The following is a 15,818-nucleotide window of genomic DNA, read 5'->3' on the forward strand; positions in this document are numbered from 1 at the left end:
GGGAAATGGATGAAAAAACACCGTTTTATCTGACTTATCGCGCTATTACATTCCGAAACTCAGATAAAGCGCCATAATCAGTGCATCCTCTTTACCCTGTGCCGCCGGATAATAGTTCTTCCGCACCGAGACCTCATTAAAACCAAGCGATTCATACAGCGCAATCGCCGGGCGGTTTGATGCCCTGACTTCCAGCCAGAGTGTCGCAATCCCTTTTGCTGTCAGGTCTTCAATCACTTTTTCCAGTAACTGACGGCCATAACCTTTCCCCTGGTGCTCAGGCGCAACCGCAATATTAAACAGCGTTGCTTCATCCAGTACGGTCTGGTTGATAGCAAATCCGGCCAGTTCCCCGTCTGCGTCCAGTTTCAGGTTATGGTAGCGTTCGCCGTGATTGCTGCGGAATGTGGCTTCACTCCAGGGATAAGCATGAGCGGCCTGTTCAATACGGAATGCGGCGGCAAAATCAGCGGGAAGCAGCGGTGACAGTCTGGTCATAATGATAAATTTGTGTCCATAACCCGCGTTTTGCCTGCGCATCCTGATACAGATCGGCAATACGGAGGGAGTGTAATGAAGGCAGTGAATCCGGCAGTTCAGCTTCCGTTCCCGGCAGCCAGCACAGGCAGTTTGTCTGCGCCGGGATACTCTGTACATTGTCCGGGGTGATGCAGTACACATCCTCTGCCGTAATATTCAGGCTGCGGAAGATATCGCTGAGTAAATCACAGGTGAGATCTGCCTGCTCATCGGTTATGATCAGCAGACGTGCCGAAGCCGGGATCTGTACAGACAGTTCCCCTTTCAGGCGCTGCGGCTGACGCAGCGTCCATTGGGTGATCCCCATCTGAGCCAGCATTCTGTCTCGTCGCGTCATAATGTATCCCTGAAATAACAAACGACACTATCTTAGCAAAGCGCGCTGCCCGCGCCAATGCTGCCGAATTATGATTTACAGGAGTTAACGGATGTCCATGCTTACCCCGGCCAGTGAAGTGATTTTACGTCATGCAGACGAATTTACCGGGAGCCGTGTCCTGCTTGCCGGAGACATTCAGGACTCCCTCGCTGCACAGCTTTCCGCGCAGTCAGTGTATGTCAGCACCAGCCAGTATCATCAGTGGCAGGCCCTGCGCACTGCGCTGGGTGATCGCGCCGCATTTGCGCTGACCGTCAGCCCGGAAGCTGCCGCACAGTGCGACACCCTGATCTATTTCTGGCCGAAGAGTAAACAGGAAGCCCTGTTCCAGCTGACACAGATTTTTTCCTGCCTGCCGGTTGGCAGTAATATTTTTATTGTCGGTGAAAACCGCAGTGGTGTCCGCAGTGCGGAAAAAATGACAGAACCGTTCACCGCACTGCGCAAAATCGACAGCGCACGCCGCTGCGGCCTCTATTACGGCGAACTGACCACCCCGGCACACTTTGCCCTGCAGGAGTGGATCGGCAATTATACGGCGGAAGACATGCAAATTGTGACGCTGCCGGGGGTATTCAGCCAGGACAATATTGATGCCGGCAGTGCGCTGCTGCTGGAATCACTGAACCAGCCGGTGACCGGCTCACTGCTGGATATTGCCTGCGGCAGTGGCGTTATCGCGACTGTACTGGCAAAACGTAATCCGGGGCTGACCCTGACACTCAGTGATGTCTCTGCCGCCGCTCTTGAGGCCGGACGTGCAACCCTGGCACGGAACCAGCTGGAAGGCCGGGTGATCGCCAGTGACGTGTATTCAGATATCAGTGACCGCTATGACTGGATTGTTGCCAACCCGCCGTTCCATGACGGTCTGAACACCAGCTACAGTGCCGCACAGCGCCTTATCTCCGGTGCCAAAGCCCGCCTGAACCGCGGCGGAAAATTGTGTATCGTGGCCAACGCCTTTTTACCGTATCCGGATCTGCTGGACAGCACGTTCGGTCGGCATCAGGTTCTGGCGCAAACCGGTAAATTTAAGGTCTACCTGGCTACAAATGCCTAATAAGTAAGCGAAGTCACCAATTTTGATAAAAAATTATTGACGGCGCGGATAAAACCGCTAAAATCCGCCTCCATGCTATCAGTGACAAGATAGTTCTGAATTGCGAGGGTGGCGGAATTGGTAGACGCGCTAGCTTCAGGTGTTAGTGTCCTTACGGACGTGGGGGTTCAAGTCCCCCCCTTCGCACCAATCAGATCTTATCACACACAACTGACAGCAGATTGAATGACAGTACCTGCGAGGGTGGCGGAATTGGTAGACGCGCTAGCTTCAGGTGTTAGTGTTCTTACGGACGTGGGGGTTCAAGTCCCCCCCTTCGCACCACTGTTATGACAATCTTCTGCAATAATCTTTACTTCCGGATATCACATCCTCAGATGCTCAAACCAGAGCAGACTTCCCAGAACAAATGCAATACCTGCCGGAATCAGCAGGAAATGACGCAATACGCGGTTATACAGCATCGGCATTGTCAGCAGAATCACCACCGCTAATGCAATGCGGGCAGCATCCTGTTCATGCCCCTGTGATAAAAACAACACGACCGGTATCAGCGCCAGCATCATGCCACCGACCCCGGTTAACTGCTGCCAGAAAAACGATGAAAGCGGGTGTTTGATTTGCATCACAGCCACTCCTTACAATAACGAAATGAGAATCATTCCTGTTATCATAAATAATCTGCCGCCTGTTGCAACCGATTTTTCGCATAAAATGCAAAAAAGGTGCATGATTATATACCTGAAAATCATACACCTATAATTAATGTGTCTATAAATTGAACGGATATTAATGTGTTAAATGATCAGTTCCGGAAAAGAAACACAAAATGAATATCTTCCGGTTCAAGGGCAAACAGCGCCGGATCCGGCTTTGCGATCAGTTCACATCCCAGATGCTGATAAAAATGCACGGTATTTTCTGACGGAATGGATGAAACATAAAACCCCTTTGCGCCCATCTCTTTTGCTGCCGTTTCACAGCAGGCAAAGAGCTGACGACCAATCCCTCTGCCCCGGTATGCTTTGCTGATATGCAGGAAGGAGAGCTGACGCAACGCCGTTTCATCTTCCTCAAATGCCACCGGGCGCGGATCAACACTGGCGGCAGCCACCAGCATCTCTCCGTCAAATACCCCGAAAAACGGCGCACCGCGATCAAAACTGTCCAGCAGGATCGGCGTGTAATGCTCCGCCTCGCCTTCCGGCCAGTCGCGCATGTCAAAGCGCTGCGCGGAGAGCACCAGCTCCCCGTGCTGATGCAGGTACAGGTGTTCAATCAGTTCGGTCCGGTCAATTGACCAGACCTGCGGTATTTCCTGCCGTTCAAGCTGTCTCGTGAGAAGTGTCATCATTTGTTGTCTCTGTTTTTATCTCTGCGACACCTTCTAACACATGATAGGCCACAGAGCAAAACAGAGAGTTCAGACGCTTCATATCCCCCAGCAGCCCGATATGTAACCGGCTGCTGCCGATGCTCTGCAGATTGTTGACATGCAGCCGCTCCACATGGGCAAAAGAGTAACGCTGATTAAGCAGACGGAACCGGTGTTTTGCCCGGCGCAGCCGCCGCGCATTATCCACATCGCCGGACACAAACACTGACATCGCCAGATTGAGGTTATTCTGCAACCGCGACATCATGGTAGTCAGTTCACCGTAGCCGTCCTTCGAGAAGATACGTTGCGGGTCGGCTGTCTGGTTCGCCACATCGTGGGACATCCGCCCGATAATCAGGGACGACTGCTGAAGCGACATCGCGGTATCAATCACCTCCGCCCAGCGCCGGGAATCGCTTTCCCCCAGCTCGGTTTGCTGTAACTGTGCCAGATAGAGCTTGATACTGCTGTGCAGCAGCTCCGCTTCTTCTTCCAGGTGCCCGATCAGCCGTTTCTGCTCACCTTTACCCGCCAGCTGGCTGTCAAAACGCTGAAGCATCTGCTCAATCACATCCCCCAGACGCAGGGTTTCCCGCACCGCATTAGCCAGCGCAAGAGACGGGGTATCGAGCGCGCTCTGATCCAGATAACGGGGGGCAGCGCTGTCCTCTTCCGCCTCCGGTTCGGCGATCAGCCGCTGACACAGCCGTGCCATCGGTTTTACCAGCGCCAGCATCAGTACGCAGCGGACCAGGTTATAGACCACATGGAAATAAATCACGACTTCCGCCGCCGGCAGATTATACTGGCCGATCCAGAGCGCCAGCGGTTTCACCCACGGCAGCACCAGCACACAGCCAATCAGCTTAAACAGCATACTGCCGAGCACTACCTGACGTGCAACCGCATTCTGACCACGGCTGCTCAGCATGGCCAGGAACCCGCTGCCGAGATTGGAGCCGATGACGATCGCCAGACTGATATGCAGCGGTACCAGACCGGTGGCACTCAGGGTAGCCGTCAGCAGCACCGCCGCCAGGCTGGAGTAACTGATCATGGCAAACAACGCCCCCACCAGCAGCGCCAGTACCGCATCCCCGCTCAGTGACGTGAAAACAGCCTGAACCGCAGAGGCCTGTGTAATCGGCTCTGCGGAGGACACTATCAGCTGAAGCGCCAGGATAATCAGACCCAGCCCGATACCCACCCGACCCAGCTGCCCTGTCCGGCTCTTTTTCTGACTGAGAAACGTAGTGACCCCCGCCAGGATCAGCAGTGGTGAGAGCCAGGAGAGATCAAACGTCAGCACCCGTGCCATCAGTGCCGTGCCGACATCCGCCCCCAGCATAATCACCAGCGCGGGCGGCAGCGCTATCATGCCCTGCGCCACAAACGAGATCACCAGCAATGCGGTGGCATTACTGCTCTGCACCAGCGCAGTTACCCCCAGACCGGCGAGAAACGCCCGTGATGTTTTCCGGATGCTTTTTTCGAGGAGACGCCGCAAATCCGCGCCAAAGACACGCATAATTCCGGTCCGGACAATGTGTGTCCCCCAGACCAGCAGCGCAACCGATGAAAGAAGATGGAGTAATGTCAGCATAGTGTTTTTGTCAGCATAAAGTTCCGTTAAAACGATCAGATCAACGGTATATCACACAGGCACTGTGCCGCAATGTGATAATGGTAATAAACACCGCCGCTATCAGAAGAAAAAAATCGCATAAAACACACAGTTTTACGGAATACAGGATATCTGTCCCGGAGCCGGGACATCGGATAAGTATACCTTATGGTAAATATATTTCAAAAATCATCATGTTACAAAAAATAATAAAAAACCGCCGGCACAGAGTACCGGCGGCAGCCACTGCTGAAATCAGCAAAATGATGCAATCAACATGAAGAAAAGCACTTCAGAACAGTGTGAATATCAGGTACCGCAGATTACTTCAGTTCCATCGCATCCCGCATGGTAAAGAACAAATCGGTCTGATCCGTCAGCCCCACCACATTCGCCGCACCCGGACCATAAGCTGCCACACGCAGCTGGGCACCGGTATGCTCCTGCGAATCTGATTCCGAGTTACCGTAGTTAACTGCCATCACGCTGCCGTCTTTGGTCAGCAGTGCCTGAGTCAACCCCGGTGAGACCACATCCGCCTCAATAATTTGGCTGGAATGAGCATGGTCAGCGGTGACAATCACCAGCGTGTCACCGTGTGTTTTCGCGTATTCCATACCGATCTGCACCGCTTCATCCAGCGCGACCGTTTCACCGATCTGACCGCAGGCGTTTGCCGCATGATCCTGTTTATCAATGGAGGCGCTTTCCACCTGTAAGAAGAAGCCGTTTTCATGATCTTTAAGAAGATCAATGGCTTTTTCAGTCATCTGAGCCAGTGTCGGGGCATTCGGGTCCAGTTTTGAACTTGGTTTACACTCCACGACAGGTTTATCGAGGTTGCCGCGGTAGGACGCTTTCGGGCCTTCCCACGCCACTTCCATATTGCCGTCACTGAATAATCCGAGCACCGGTTTATCCTGATTTGCCGCTTTCACATCCGCCAGCGATTTGGCATCTTTCACAACCAGATAACCGCGTGCCGCAGCCTGCTCTTCCAGGGTTTTTCCGGCATAGTCCCCGGCTTTGGCTGTCTGGCGGAAACTCTTCGCGCCGCCGCCGAGCGTGACATCCGCACGGGCATTCAGCAGCTGCTCACTAATAGAGCCCAACCCGCCGTTTTCCAGTGCATCGGCACTGCAGCGCTCTGCGGTTTCTTCCGGGCCGTAGCATTTACGCTGGCTGATATGAGAGATCAGGGCTGCCGGTGTGGCATCCTGAATTTCAGATGTGGTGACATTCCCGGTCGCTTTGCCGTTTTTCTTTGCCAGCTCGAGAATGGTGGTGTGCGGTTTGCCGGTGACATCAATGCCCAGCGCCCCGTTATAGGTTTTCACCCCGGACGCCCAGGCAGTCGCAGAGGCAGCGGAGTCAGTCACATAATTCGGTTTCTGTGTTTTCTTATCGAGCGCATACGTGGTGTACTGACCGGTCAGCGGCAGGGCATCAATCCCTTTAAACACGCCGCCTGCACCTTCTGCATAGTTACGCGCCACGGTAATTTCGGAATCACCCATTCCGTCGCCGATAAACAGAATCACATTTTTTGCTTTGGTCTGACCGATAGCTGCTTTCAGCGCCTCTGTCTGATCGGATGACAGACGGCGCGCACCGCCGAACTCCGTAATATTGCCTTTGGCGGCGCGATCCTGTGCCAGAATCGCATCGGCATTCCCCGCTGCAACTGCCGGTAATGCAGAGCCCGTCAGCAGTGCCAGAACGGCAGCTGCAACCCGTGTTTTCATCGTCGCATGAAGCATGAGCAGAATCCTTGTCATTAATAAAACGTAGTCAGTTATCAACGCAGGACAGCCTAATCCGCTCTTATGACATCAGCGTGACACTATTGTGACCTCTTTGTGTCAGTCAGATACATCAGCCCGGAATGCAGAGTTTCGCACCATGAGACATAGTCATGTCCGCCCGGGCGCTCCTCACGGGTAACCTCGTAACCTTTTTCCTGTAAAACCTGATACAGCGCCCGGTTGTTATGCAAAATCCCACCGGCACCGGCACCGGCACGGGTTTCAAACACACCGGCCTCAAGGAAAAACCGCAAAGGAAGTTTGTGAGTACCTGCAAACTCGCGAATCAGCCATTCCGGCGGCTCTGCCTCCGGTGACCACCAGTAAGAGCCGGACATACTCAGCACATTGCCAAAACGGTGAGGTAATTTCATCGCATTCCAGGAAGACGCAAGACCACCGTAACTGCTGCCGGAAACAATGGTCCGCGCTGCAGGGATATTAATACCCTGCTGTGCCAGCCACAGCATCAGTTCTTTGTCCAGAAACTGCGGGAACAGCTCATTCGGCTGCAGTTCTTTGCCGCGCTGCTCACTGCTGATGCTGTCCACCATCACCACATACAGCGGCGGAATTTCCCCGCGCTTCACCCACTGATCAATAAATGTGACGATATGATAGTTTTTGCGGTATATCTGCCCGTCAAACAGCACCAGCAACCAGGGCTCCGCACCCGGCTCCGGCGGGGTATACACTGCAATTTCCCGCTGATTATTCAGGATATCGCTGTGCAGCTGATGCAGTGCCACCGTACCAAAAACCGGCTGTTGTCCGGGCGTCCGGAAATCACACACTCTGTTGTTATCTAACGCAATAATGGCATGGCGATTGAATTCATCCGCCCCGTCTGCACCCGCACTCAGCGGGTTACGCGGATCCGCCTGTGCCGTGCTCAGCAGCGCTTTGCGGCGGGCACCTTCAACGGAACGGTCAAGCTGCGGAATATCCGGGGCGATTTTATACTGGCTGACAGTCTCTGCGGGAACAATGTAGGAGCGATACCAAATATCGGTATCATTCAGTCTGGCCATCGGGTCATGCTGTCCGGAAGGCGCGCCAAGTATGTAAGCATTCACTTTCGCACCTCGCCAGAGGAAAGTGATCCGTTTGTGGTGCTCGTCATACTCCTCAACCAGCGGCGTTTCTGTCACCGCCTGCCAGAAAGCCGAGGTATCCCCCCCGTTAACCCGCGTTATCAGCTGCTGCAGGCGAACACTGTCCACCGGCAGGGAGAGGTTTTCAACCAGCGGCTGATACGGATAGTTAGTAAGCGCCAACTTCCATTCAGAGCCAGGTATGCCCTGTGAGGTCAGTGTCCAGGTGTCATCAAACGGTAATGTGAACGTCACAGATTGCATTTCGGTGACAGGATTATCGGTAAGCAGCGCACGGCGGGGTGTCATCTGACTGTCATAGAGTGACAAATCACGGATATTCTCACTTTCCGCGATCACAACCTGTTTTTCTGACAGCGGCAACTGCACACAAGCCTGTCCGTTGTGATCAAACGTGCCGGTAATCACCACCGTCTGTTTCTCATCCGGAGCGGAAAGTGACTGGCAGGAAGCAGAGGCCTGCGCGGAAAATGCAGAGAATGCCGCGCAGCAGAGCAGAGTTTTTTTCACGTCGCTGATCCTTCAAAATCAGTAATAATTATCATTATTATTTATCAGCTTCGTATTTTTATGTCACCGGACAGAAAAGTCAAACCGCCACATCAGACAGCAGGCTATCCTCCGGCTCCCCGGCAACCCATACCGATGTGCAGACCTTGTCCAGCAGCGCCTTATTGTGACTGAATACCACCAGTCCGAGCGGTCGTTTCTCTGATTCTTCAATCAGCACCTGCCAGATCTGCGCCTGAATATGTGCATCCAGCTGCGCGGTCACTTCATCGGCGATCAGGAAACGGGTACGCGGATCTAACGCCCGCAGCAGTGCGATTCTCGCCAGTTCCCCGCCGGACAATTCATCCGGACGGCGTTCCAGCCAGTGAGGCTCAATACTGAGCTTTTCCAGCCATTCCGCATCCGGTTTCCAGGCATCATATAACCCGGCACCGGTTGTGCGGTACGGATTAAAACACTTCTCCGGATGCTGCGGCACCAGTTGCACCGGACAATAGCCGGTTTTCGGTACCGGCTTGCCGTCGAGCAGCAGTTCTCCGGCATGCGGCTGCTGCCACTGTGCCAGGATCCGCCCCAGCGTTGTTTTCCCGAACCCGCTGGGTGCGGAGATCCCCAGACGCTCACCGGCATTCAGCCGGAAAGAAAGGCCGTCCCACAATGTTTTTCCGCCCTGAATAACCTGTAAATCGCGGATTTCAAACATACGCTTTTCCTCTCTGCTGATTTATCCCGTTATCATAACAACTAATTTCCCGCAGACACACGGCTTTCCGTCAGCAGCCCGATACACTCCTGCGCACCACGTTTAAGCACATCCCCTTTCCGGCTGACAATATGCACCGGCAGCACCAGACCGTTGCGGGTATTGCGGAATGACAGTACCTTCAGTGTCCCGGACGCCACTTCCGCCCGGATCATCGATTCCGGCAGATTCCCCCAGCCGATACCCGCTTTAACCAGTCCCAGCGCCATCGAAAAATTATCGGTCTGCCAGGTTTTTGTCGCCACCTGAGAACGGACATCACTGAGAGAATGGTGATGGCTGGCAATCACAACTTGTTTTATCTGTACCAAATCCTCAATATAAACAGATTGTTGCTGCGAAAGTGAAGGGTGTGTGGCTGAAATAGTCGCCACCAGGGATTCATAACCGATACAGTGAAACTGCTCACGCGGATCCACATGCAGCCCGCCGAACACCAGCGCCAGCTGGATCCGCCCCTGATGCAGTAATGGCAGGATGTCATCCTGCGGTGCGGACAAAATCTCCGTTTTCAGCAACGGATAACGCTGATTAATGATCTGCAGTGCAGCAAACAGGCACGCCGGGTTCACATCCGTTGCCACACCGACAGCCAGTGTACTCTCCACACCCTGTGTCAGTTCACGGGTAAACACATTCAGCTGATGAATTTTATCGGTTATCTCTCTGGCATACGGTGCCAGCGCCAGGGCTCTTTCTGTCGGTACCGGCGCTCTGCCAGAACGTTCAAACAGTGCAAACCCCAGCTCCGCTTCCAGATTACTGACCGCCATACTGACCGCTGACGGCACCCGGTGCAGTGCCCTTGCGGCGGCTGAAAATGAGCCTTTCTCCAGCACGGTCAGAAAAAGCTGTAAATTATCACTGTTAAACGGCATTCCCCCTCCTTCCTGTCAGAAAACCTGATAGTAGCTGACTTTTATTATCATCTCTATTGATTTACCTTTCCGGCCTTCTCTATTTCAGCGATACACTCAGGATACAAATATGCAGGGTTTAAAACGAAAACTGGTCTTTATCACCACTTATGAGATTATCGGCTGGATCATCTCATCCTTAGGACTGGCGTTACTTTCCGGTAATTCAGCCGGTGTCACCGGCCCGCTGGCACTGGTGATCACCACCATCGCCGTCAGCTGGAACTTTATTTTTAATACTCTGTTCGAGTTCTGGGAATCCCGGCAGGTGTCCCGCATCCGGACATTCCGCCGCAGACTGGTGCATGCCGTTCTGTTTCAGCTGACACTGGTGGTTTTCCTTATCCCGCTGATTGCATGGTGGTTATCGGTCAGCTTAATACAGGCTTTTCTGCTGGATTTTGCCCTGATTATTTTTATTCCGATCTACACATTCTTCTTCAACTGGGCATTTGACAAACTTTTCGGGGTGCCGGCTTCCGCATTACCCCGGGAGGAGACCGCCACGCATCAGTAACGATATTAAAAAAGCCATACCGGAGAAACGGTATGGCTGTTTATCTGATAAAAATAAACATCAGAAACTGACTTTCAATCCGATATAAGCACTGACCGGTGATTCATTTTTATCACCATGACGATAACCCAGGCTGCCGGTTATCCGGGTATCCGGTGTCAAATCAATCGTTGCACCCAACTGATATTTACCGGTAGTAGTTTCATTTCTGGCGGAAAAATCTTTTTTATTCAGCGTCACTTTATTATTTTTCACAAACTCATGTGAAACACCGATATTCACAAAAGGACTGACGCTGATGTCATTAATTTTCGTCTTCATGCTGAGACGTGACCCCAATTCCCCGTTCACACTGTCACTGTTATGCTCATGAATATCCATTCCGTTCGATAACTGATATTTTGCCTCACTGAAACGACTGTAATCTATCCGCCCGTAAGGCGTTAAGCTGATTTCCGGTGTAATAATCAGTTTCTTTCCGGCTTCCGCACTGACGGTCAGCGCATTTTGCTTAAATGAGCCATCAACTGCTCCGCCACCACTGCTTTGAGTATTAACACGATTTTTAAAATGCGAGCCTTTCAGCATACCGGCGATATACCCATCCTGATATTGCCAGTGGGTATAACCACCGATAGCAAAACTGTCCGTATTGCCCTGCCCCGGTGTATAATCAAATGTTGATCGGGTTTTCCCTGCGCTGGTAAATAAACCGAATGCAATATCCCCGTAACGCGCTTTATTGACTTTATCGTAACCGATTTCCAGAATATTCAGGCTGTTTCTGAACGCACGGCTTTTACTGTCACTGAATTTTGTATTGTCATAGCGGTAATTTGCCTAGGCTCCGTATTTCTTATCTGATAAATCATCTGTGATATAGCGTCGTGACGGTCCGGACATGTTCTCACTGCGCAGTATCTGACGATTTACTGATGCCATTGATAACCCGGCCAGTGCGCTGTTGGACAGCACATCCCGGAGCTCAGGTATACTGGTATCATCAGTAACATCCTTTCCAGTTTCCGTATCAATTTCCTGAATATACTCATCGTTTTTATCAATATCCGGTTCGCCCTGAGTTTCTCCGTCAGGATCAATATCCGGGTACGGAATATGGTCTGCTTTTGTCGCTAAATACCAGGTGGATTTCCCGTTACTCTTTATACCTTTAATCAGCCGGTATTTATAAATACCCAAGTCAACCACACCATTCTTTCCGGCTAATTTAAAACTCGCATTACCCTTATTAATTTCAATCAGCTCAACAGTTTCATCCGGGTCAGTAATATCCTTTCCGGTATCATAAACATTGACGTTAAATTTCCCGGTTGCTTTATTGGTTACCACTAATTTATCACCGACATCATCTGCAATTTGAGTATGGAATGAAAACGTTCCCTGCCCGCTGAGATCCTTTACCACTAACTGATTAAACGTTGCATTTCTCTTATCCAGAGAGGGTTTAAGGTAAACTGAGCCGTGATCCAAATGAAGTTTATTGATCTCTGAAACCTGAAAATAACTATCAGGATCAACATCTATATCCCGCCCTTCCCATCTCAATGATGAGTTATCGTTTGTTATTACTGCAGATATATCCTGAATATAGAGAGTACCGGCAAGATTCATCTGCTCTATAAATGTGTTTTTACCTGAACCATAATAAGGATTGTTATCCAAAATGACGAATGCTCTGCGTTCAACATTCAGTGCGCTGCGACTTTCACCGCCGATATGAAAACGCAGAACACCCAAATCTCTGACAGATGTATTACTGACAATACCTTCTTCATGGACATTAACAATTCCCTGACCAATGATCTGCGTATCTGTCGCTTTTCCGCCGCTGTACACATCAACCTGACCATCACGGCCTGCCGGACGGTATATGTCTGAACGACTTTCACTGTTTAGTTCAGAAGCCGTTCTCGGGGCACCCACCTTAGCTTTATCCAGGATACCGCCATCATCCACCTCAACACTGCCATGATCAAAAACCCAGCTGTTGATTGACTTTCCGCCCTGACTAATCGTTTGTCTCCCGTCATCACCAGAACCCGGCTTAATACCAACCTGATTATCAATAACGGTCTTATTCGTCACGTCCTTTTCATATTGATAGGTTATTGCCGCCGAAGCAGTCATTGAATTCACTAAAAGTACGCCGCAGATTGTATTTGCCAATACTGTCTTTTGCATCATTTTTTGATTTCCTTATTCATCCGTTATATCCTGCTGACAAACAGAAATTAGAACAAAAATTCGCCGGATAACGCTATCAGGATAAAAGGAATTATTAGTAGTCTGATAATTCAGAAAATAAAAATAAACGGCAATAATAAATAATTGAAAGAACATCATGAAAAGGATGTCATTATGAAAAAATCAATACTGTTATTTATAATACTATTCAGTTTCAGGGGAATTGCTGAACCACTGACGCATCAGGAGTTGAATACACTGAGAAAAAATCCTGAGCAGGCAGCTGAACAAATTGTTGCATCAATGAACCAGACAGAGAAAATCGGTCAGCTGATGATGCTTGATTTTCGCTATTGGGATATTTTCCGGAGTCCTGTTCCTATTCCTGTTATTAATATAAACAATGATATTAAAAATATTATTTTTCATTACAGATTAGGTGGCGTTATATTATTCCGTGAAAATTTGATTGATACACCTCAGACGGTAAAGTTAATTAATGACATTCAGTCCTCCCGTTACAAACTGCCTTTATTTATCAGTACTGACCAGGAAGGCGGATATATCACCCGGTTACGGGTCGGCACAGAAATGCCGGGAAATATGGCCCTGGGTGCTGCCCGTGATCCGGAATCCGCAAGATTAACCGGTAAAATTCATGGCAGTGAGCTATCCGCTCTGGGATTTAACATGAATTTTGGCCCGGTCGTGGACATCAATAATAATCAGGATAACCCGGTTATTGGTGTAAGAGCTTATTCTGACAGAAAAGAGCTGACAGAAATTTTGTCGGTTGAATATATCCGTGGTATTCATCAGTACGGACTTATCACTGCTCTGAAACATTTTCCCGGCCACGGCAATGTCTCAACGGATTCACATGTCGCTCTTCCGGTTGTCACATCAGATGAAAAAAGCTGGCGGCAAACAGAATTACCGCCATTTACTTATGCACTGCAACATGGCGCAGACGCAGTTATGACTGCACATATTATTGTACCGGCACTGGATGATACAAAAATAATAACCCGTGACGGTTCAGAAGCGGGAACACCCGCCACATTATCCAAACCTATCCTGACCGGTATATTACGCAATGAACTTCATTTTCAGGGGCTGATAATTACGGATGCCATGGATATGAAAGCCATCACTGATAACTTTGAGCTCAATGTTGCCGTTGAGCATGCTCTGTCCGCAGGTGCCGATATTATCCTGATGCCGGTAAAAATGTGGGATCAAGATGCGGTTACGCGCCTTGATAATTTATACCGCTACCTGGATGAACAGGCACAAAAAAACCCGGAACTGCAGCAACGTATTAATGAATCAGCAAAACGGGTGGTTGTGATGAAACTGAATAACGCTCTCAGCGGGGCACCTGCTGATCCGGTAAAAGCGCAGCAAATTGTTGCTTCAGCAGAACATAAAAGCCAGGAAAACAAGATTTCAGAACAGGCTGTTACCATTATAAAAAATGACAATATCCTGCCTTACCAACTGAAACCAGATAATAAAATTTTGGTGATTTCTGATGAATATCCCCGTAATCAGTTAATTAAAAAACATCTGAATGATATTGCACAGGAAACGGAAATCCGAATTCATGTCACTACACAAAAAATAAAAACAGATCAGAAAACGCTCTCTGAAAAGAGAGTCAGCACTATGATCAGCGGGCAGGATATTATTTTACTGGTCACCTACAACCAGCCGAGCCGCGATACAAATGCACAAATTATCATCAACTCCGCCAATAATGCGGACATTCCTGTCGTCGTGATATCGTCACGGGATCCATACGATATTGCGCGTCTGAGCAATGTAAAAGCCAATATTGCCATCTATGGTATTACCGGGTTTGATATCACAAATGGTCAGCGTAACGCACTGGAAACGAATATCCGGAGTGGCTTACGGACGTTATTTTCCGATAAAAATGCCCGTCCGCTTAATTATCCCGGCGGACGTTTACCCGTGGATATTAAAGACCCGGAAAGTGGTATTATTTTATACCCTTATGGCACAGGGGAAACCTATGATAGATTGAAATAAGGAGTAAGCATGAATTTATCCCGTACTGCTGTAATGCTGAGTATTACCGGTCTGAGCATCAGCTTTTCCGCTGTAACAGCGGCAGAGGAAAAAGGATTGAGTCCGCTGGAGCAATGCTATCAGTCTGTCAGGGATGCACCACGGACAAAAATTGCAGGCTGCCTGAATGCAAAGCTGAATACCGCAAATACCCGGCTGAATACCATTCTGGCACAGCAAAAACAGGAAATTGCATCGCTCAATTCCACCGGAAGTGAACAAGCTATTCAGTCACTGAACCTGTCACACTCCGCCTTTATTACTTTTCGCGATGCTGAATGCCGGTATCGCTATGATGCCACTCTCGGCGGTAGCGGTGCCGGCGATATCATGAAATCCTGTCAGATTGAATTGACAAATTGGCGGATAAAACAGCTGCAGGAAAATTAATCCACAGAAAACAACAGATAATGTTATTCCGGCACAGAAATACCAACCCGTTTATTTAAACCACAGCGCTGATTAGCCGATTCATTATCTGCTTGTTTTTCTTCACTGATTTCACGAATCTATCCTGAAGATATCATCCCCCGCAACATTTATTACTATTACTGTTGTACCCCTGTCTTGCTCTGAAACAACTAAGGTAAGTATATACATTATCTGCAAACTACCATTATTAACGTAATTATCCGAATACCTGTTGGAGAAAAAACTCAGTTTTCTCTGGTGATTTAAGGAAATAAGACCGGGAAATATCAGAGTGATGATGAAAGTATCGTTGTAATGACAGATAAAATACAAACGGAATTATTTTGCTGAGTGTTACCGGTAGTCCGGGAAGGAGATGATTTAGCTTATTTGTTTGCATTCTGAGGAATATGGAAGATATCAGAAAGATGACAGCGATACATGTATATAGTGCACTTTCTCACCGTGATTCATTATGATCTACTCAGGACGGA

Annotated in this window: 14 protein-coding genes, 2 tRNA genes and 1 pseudogene; 6 read left to right on the forward strand and 11 right to left on the reverse strand. The window is 49.6% G+C overall.

Translation table 11 applies throughout. The annotated features are described in order from the left end of the window. Positions 1-45: 45 nt before the first annotated feature. Together rimI and N7387_RS05390 are read right to left on the reverse strand one after the other, a co-directional pair. Positions 46-498 carry a ribosomal protein S18-alanine N-acetyltransferase gene (rimI, locus tag N7387_RS05385; RefSeq protein WP_279797482.1) on the reverse strand — a complete coding sequence of 151 codons (453 nt, stop codon included), beginning with the start codon at positions 496-498 and terminating at the stop codon, positions 46-48. Continuing rightward, positions 467-877, reverse strand: a complete 411-nt coding sequence (locus N7387_RS05390) for a DNA polymerase III subunit psi (protein ID WP_279797484.1) — start codon at positions 875-877, stop codon at positions 467-469. Before N7387_RS05390 ends, rimI begins: the two co-directional genes overlap by 32 nt. A 91-nt stretch (positions 878-968) precedes the next feature. On the opposite strand from N7387_RS05390, the gene rsmC reads away from it, so the two are divergent. The 3 genes from rsmC to N7387_RS05405 all read left to right on the forward strand — a co-directional run bounded on the left by rsmC (position 969) and on the right by N7387_RS05405 (position 2,306). Continuing rightward, a complete protein-coding gene (gene rsmC, locus N7387_RS05395; protein ID WP_279797486.1) occupies positions 969-1,982 on the forward strand; it encodes a 16S rRNA (guanine(1207)-N(2))-methyltransferase RsmC in 1,014 nt (337 codons plus the stop codon). Between the two features lie 102 nt (positions 1,983-2,084). Further along, positions 2,085-2,171 (forward strand) — tRNA-Leu (locus N7387_RS05400). 48 nt (positions 2,172-2,219) lie between these two features. After that, positions 2,220-2,306, forward strand: a tRNA-Leu gene (locus tag N7387_RS05405). Positions 2,307-2,347: 41 nt separating this feature from the next. Here the strand turns inward: N7387_RS05405 and N7387_RS05410 are convergent. From N7387_RS05410 to N7387_RS05440, 7 genes are all read right to left on the reverse strand, one after another. Next, positions 2,348-2,608: a DUF1435 family protein gene (locus tag N7387_RS05410; protein WP_004237051.1), complete on the reverse strand. Its 261-nt coding sequence runs from the start codon at positions 2,606-2,608 to the stop codon at positions 2,348-2,350. A 179-nt stretch (positions 2,609-2,787) separates the two neighbouring features. Further along, positions 2,788-3,336 (reverse strand): GNAT family N-acetyltransferase, encoded by a 549-nt coding sequence (locus N7387_RS05415; protein WP_279797489.1) that lies wholly within the window; start codon positions 3,334-3,336, stop codon positions 2,788-2,790. Further along, positions 3,308-4,963 (reverse strand): Na/Pi cotransporter family protein, encoded by a 1,656-nt coding sequence (locus N7387_RS05420; RefSeq protein ID WP_279797491.1) that lies wholly within the window; start codon positions 4,961-4,963, stop codon positions 3,308-3,310. The genes N7387_RS05415 and N7387_RS05420 overlap by 29 nt, the downstream gene beginning before the upstream one ends. 344 nt (positions 4,964-5,307) lie before the next feature. Further along, complete coding sequence (gene phoA, locus N7387_RS05425; protein WP_279797493.1) at positions 5,308-6,744, reverse strand: alkaline phosphatase; 1,437 nt, start codon at positions 6,742-6,744, stop codon at positions 5,308-5,310. Positions 6,745-6,827: 83 nt separating this feature from the next. Next, positions 6,828-8,414, reverse strand: a complete 1,587-nt coding sequence (locus tag N7387_RS05430) for an alpha/beta hydrolase-fold protein (protein WP_279797495.1) — start codon at positions 8,412-8,414, stop codon at positions 6,828-6,830. Between the two features lie 79 nt (positions 8,415-8,493). Continuing rightward, complete coding sequence (locus N7387_RS05435) at positions 8,494-9,120, reverse strand: ATP-binding cassette domain-containing protein (protein WP_262882662.1); 627 nt, start codon at positions 9,118-9,120, stop codon at positions 8,494-8,496. A gap of 41 nt (positions 9,121-9,161) precedes the next feature. Then, positions 9,162-10,058 carry a LysR family transcriptional regulator gene (locus N7387_RS05440; protein ID WP_025153890.1) on the reverse strand — a complete coding sequence of 299 codons (897 nt, stop codon included), beginning with the start codon at positions 10,056-10,058 and terminating at the stop codon, positions 9,162-9,164. A 109-nt stretch (positions 10,059-10,167) separates the two neighbouring features. Between N7387_RS05440 and N7387_RS05445 the strand changes: the two genes are divergently transcribed. Continuing rightward, a complete protein-coding gene (locus N7387_RS05445; protein WP_279797500.1) occupies positions 10,168-10,614 on the forward strand; it encodes a PACE efflux transporter in 447 nt (148 codons plus the stop codon). A 60-nt stretch (positions 10,615-10,674) separates the two neighbouring features. Here N7387_RS05445 and N7387_RS05450 read toward each other — a convergent pair. Further along, positions 10,675-11,424 (reverse strand): annotated as a pseudogene (locus N7387_RS05450) (autotransporter outer membrane beta-barrel domain-containing protein); the annotation flags it as partial. A 30-nt stretch (positions 11,425-11,454) separates the two neighbouring features. Beyond that, positions 11,455-12,819, reverse strand: a complete 1,365-nt coding sequence (locus N7387_RS05455; protein WP_279797502.1) for a pertactin-like passenger domain-containing protein — start codon at positions 12,817-12,819, stop codon at positions 11,455-11,457. Between the two features lie 174 nt (positions 12,820-12,993). Here N7387_RS05455 and N7387_RS05460 point away from each other — a divergent pair, with 174 nt between their 5' ends. Both N7387_RS05460 and N7387_RS05465 read left to right on the forward strand, forming a co-directional pair. After that, positions 12,994-14,874, forward strand: a complete 1,881-nt coding sequence (locus N7387_RS05460) for a glycoside hydrolase family 3 protein (protein ID WP_279797504.1) — start codon at positions 12,994-12,996, stop codon at positions 14,872-14,874. A 9-nt stretch (positions 14,875-14,883) separates the two neighbouring features. Continuing rightward, complete coding sequence (locus N7387_RS05465; protein WP_279797506.1) at positions 14,884-15,303, forward strand: DUF1311 domain-containing protein; 420 nt, start codon at positions 14,884-14,886, stop codon at positions 15,301-15,303. Positions 15,304-15,818: the final 515 nt, after the last annotated feature.

The sequence above is a fragment of the Morganella sp. GD04133 genome, from assembly GCF_029835375.1.
GTDB lineage: Bacteria > Pseudomonadota > Gammaproteobacteria > Enterobacterales > Enterobacteriaceae > Morganella > Morganella morganii_B.

Excerpts from the sequence above, each read along its gene's own strand:
- rimI (WP_279797482.1), bottom strand. The coding sequence starts at position 498 with ATGACCAGACTGTCACCGCTGCTTCCCGCTGATTTTGCCGCCGCATTC.
- N7387_RS05390 (WP_279797484.1), bottom strand. The coding sequence starts at position 877 with ATGACGCGACGAGACAGAATGCTGGCTCAGATGGGGATCACCCAATGG.
- rsmC (WP_279797486.1), top strand. The coding sequence starts at position 969 with ATGTCCATGCTTACCCCGGCCAGTGAAGTGATTTTACGTCATGCAGAC.
- N7387_RS05410 (WP_004237051.1), bottom strand. The coding sequence starts at position 2,608 with ATGCAAATCAAACACCCGCTTTCATCGTTTTTCTGGCAGCAGTTAACC.
- N7387_RS05415 (WP_279797489.1), bottom strand. The coding sequence starts at position 3,336 with ATGATGACACTTCTCACGAGACAGCTTGAACGGCAGGAAATACCGCAG.
- N7387_RS05420 (WP_279797491.1), bottom strand. The coding sequence starts at position 4,963 with ATGCTGACATTACTCCATCTTCTTTCATCGGTTGCGCTGCTGGTCTGG.
- phoA (WP_279797493.1), bottom strand. The coding sequence starts at position 6,744 with ATGCTTCATGCGACGATGAAAACACGGGTTGCAGCTGCCGTTCTGGCA.
- N7387_RS05435 (WP_262882662.1), bottom strand. The coding sequence starts at position 9,120 with ATGTTTGAAATCCGCGATTTACAGGTTATTCAGGGCGGAAAAACATTG.
- N7387_RS05440 (WP_025153890.1), bottom strand. The coding sequence starts at position 10,058 with ATGCCGTTTAACAGTGATAATTTACAGCTTTTTCTGACCGTGCTGGAG.
- N7387_RS05445 (WP_279797500.1), top strand. The coding sequence starts at position 10,168 with ATGCAGGGTTTAAAACGAAAACTGGTCTTTATCACCACTTATGAGATT.
- N7387_RS05455 (WP_279797502.1), bottom strand. The coding sequence starts at position 12,819 with ATGATGCAAAAGACAGTATTGGCAAATACAATCTGCGGCGTACTTTTA.
- N7387_RS05460 (WP_279797504.1), top strand. The coding sequence starts at position 12,994 with ATGAAAAAATCAATACTGTTATTTATAATACTATTCAGTTTCAGGGGA.
- N7387_RS05465 (WP_279797506.1), top strand. The coding sequence starts at position 14,884 with ATGAATTTATCCCGTACTGCTGTAATGCTGAGTATTACCGGTCTGAGC.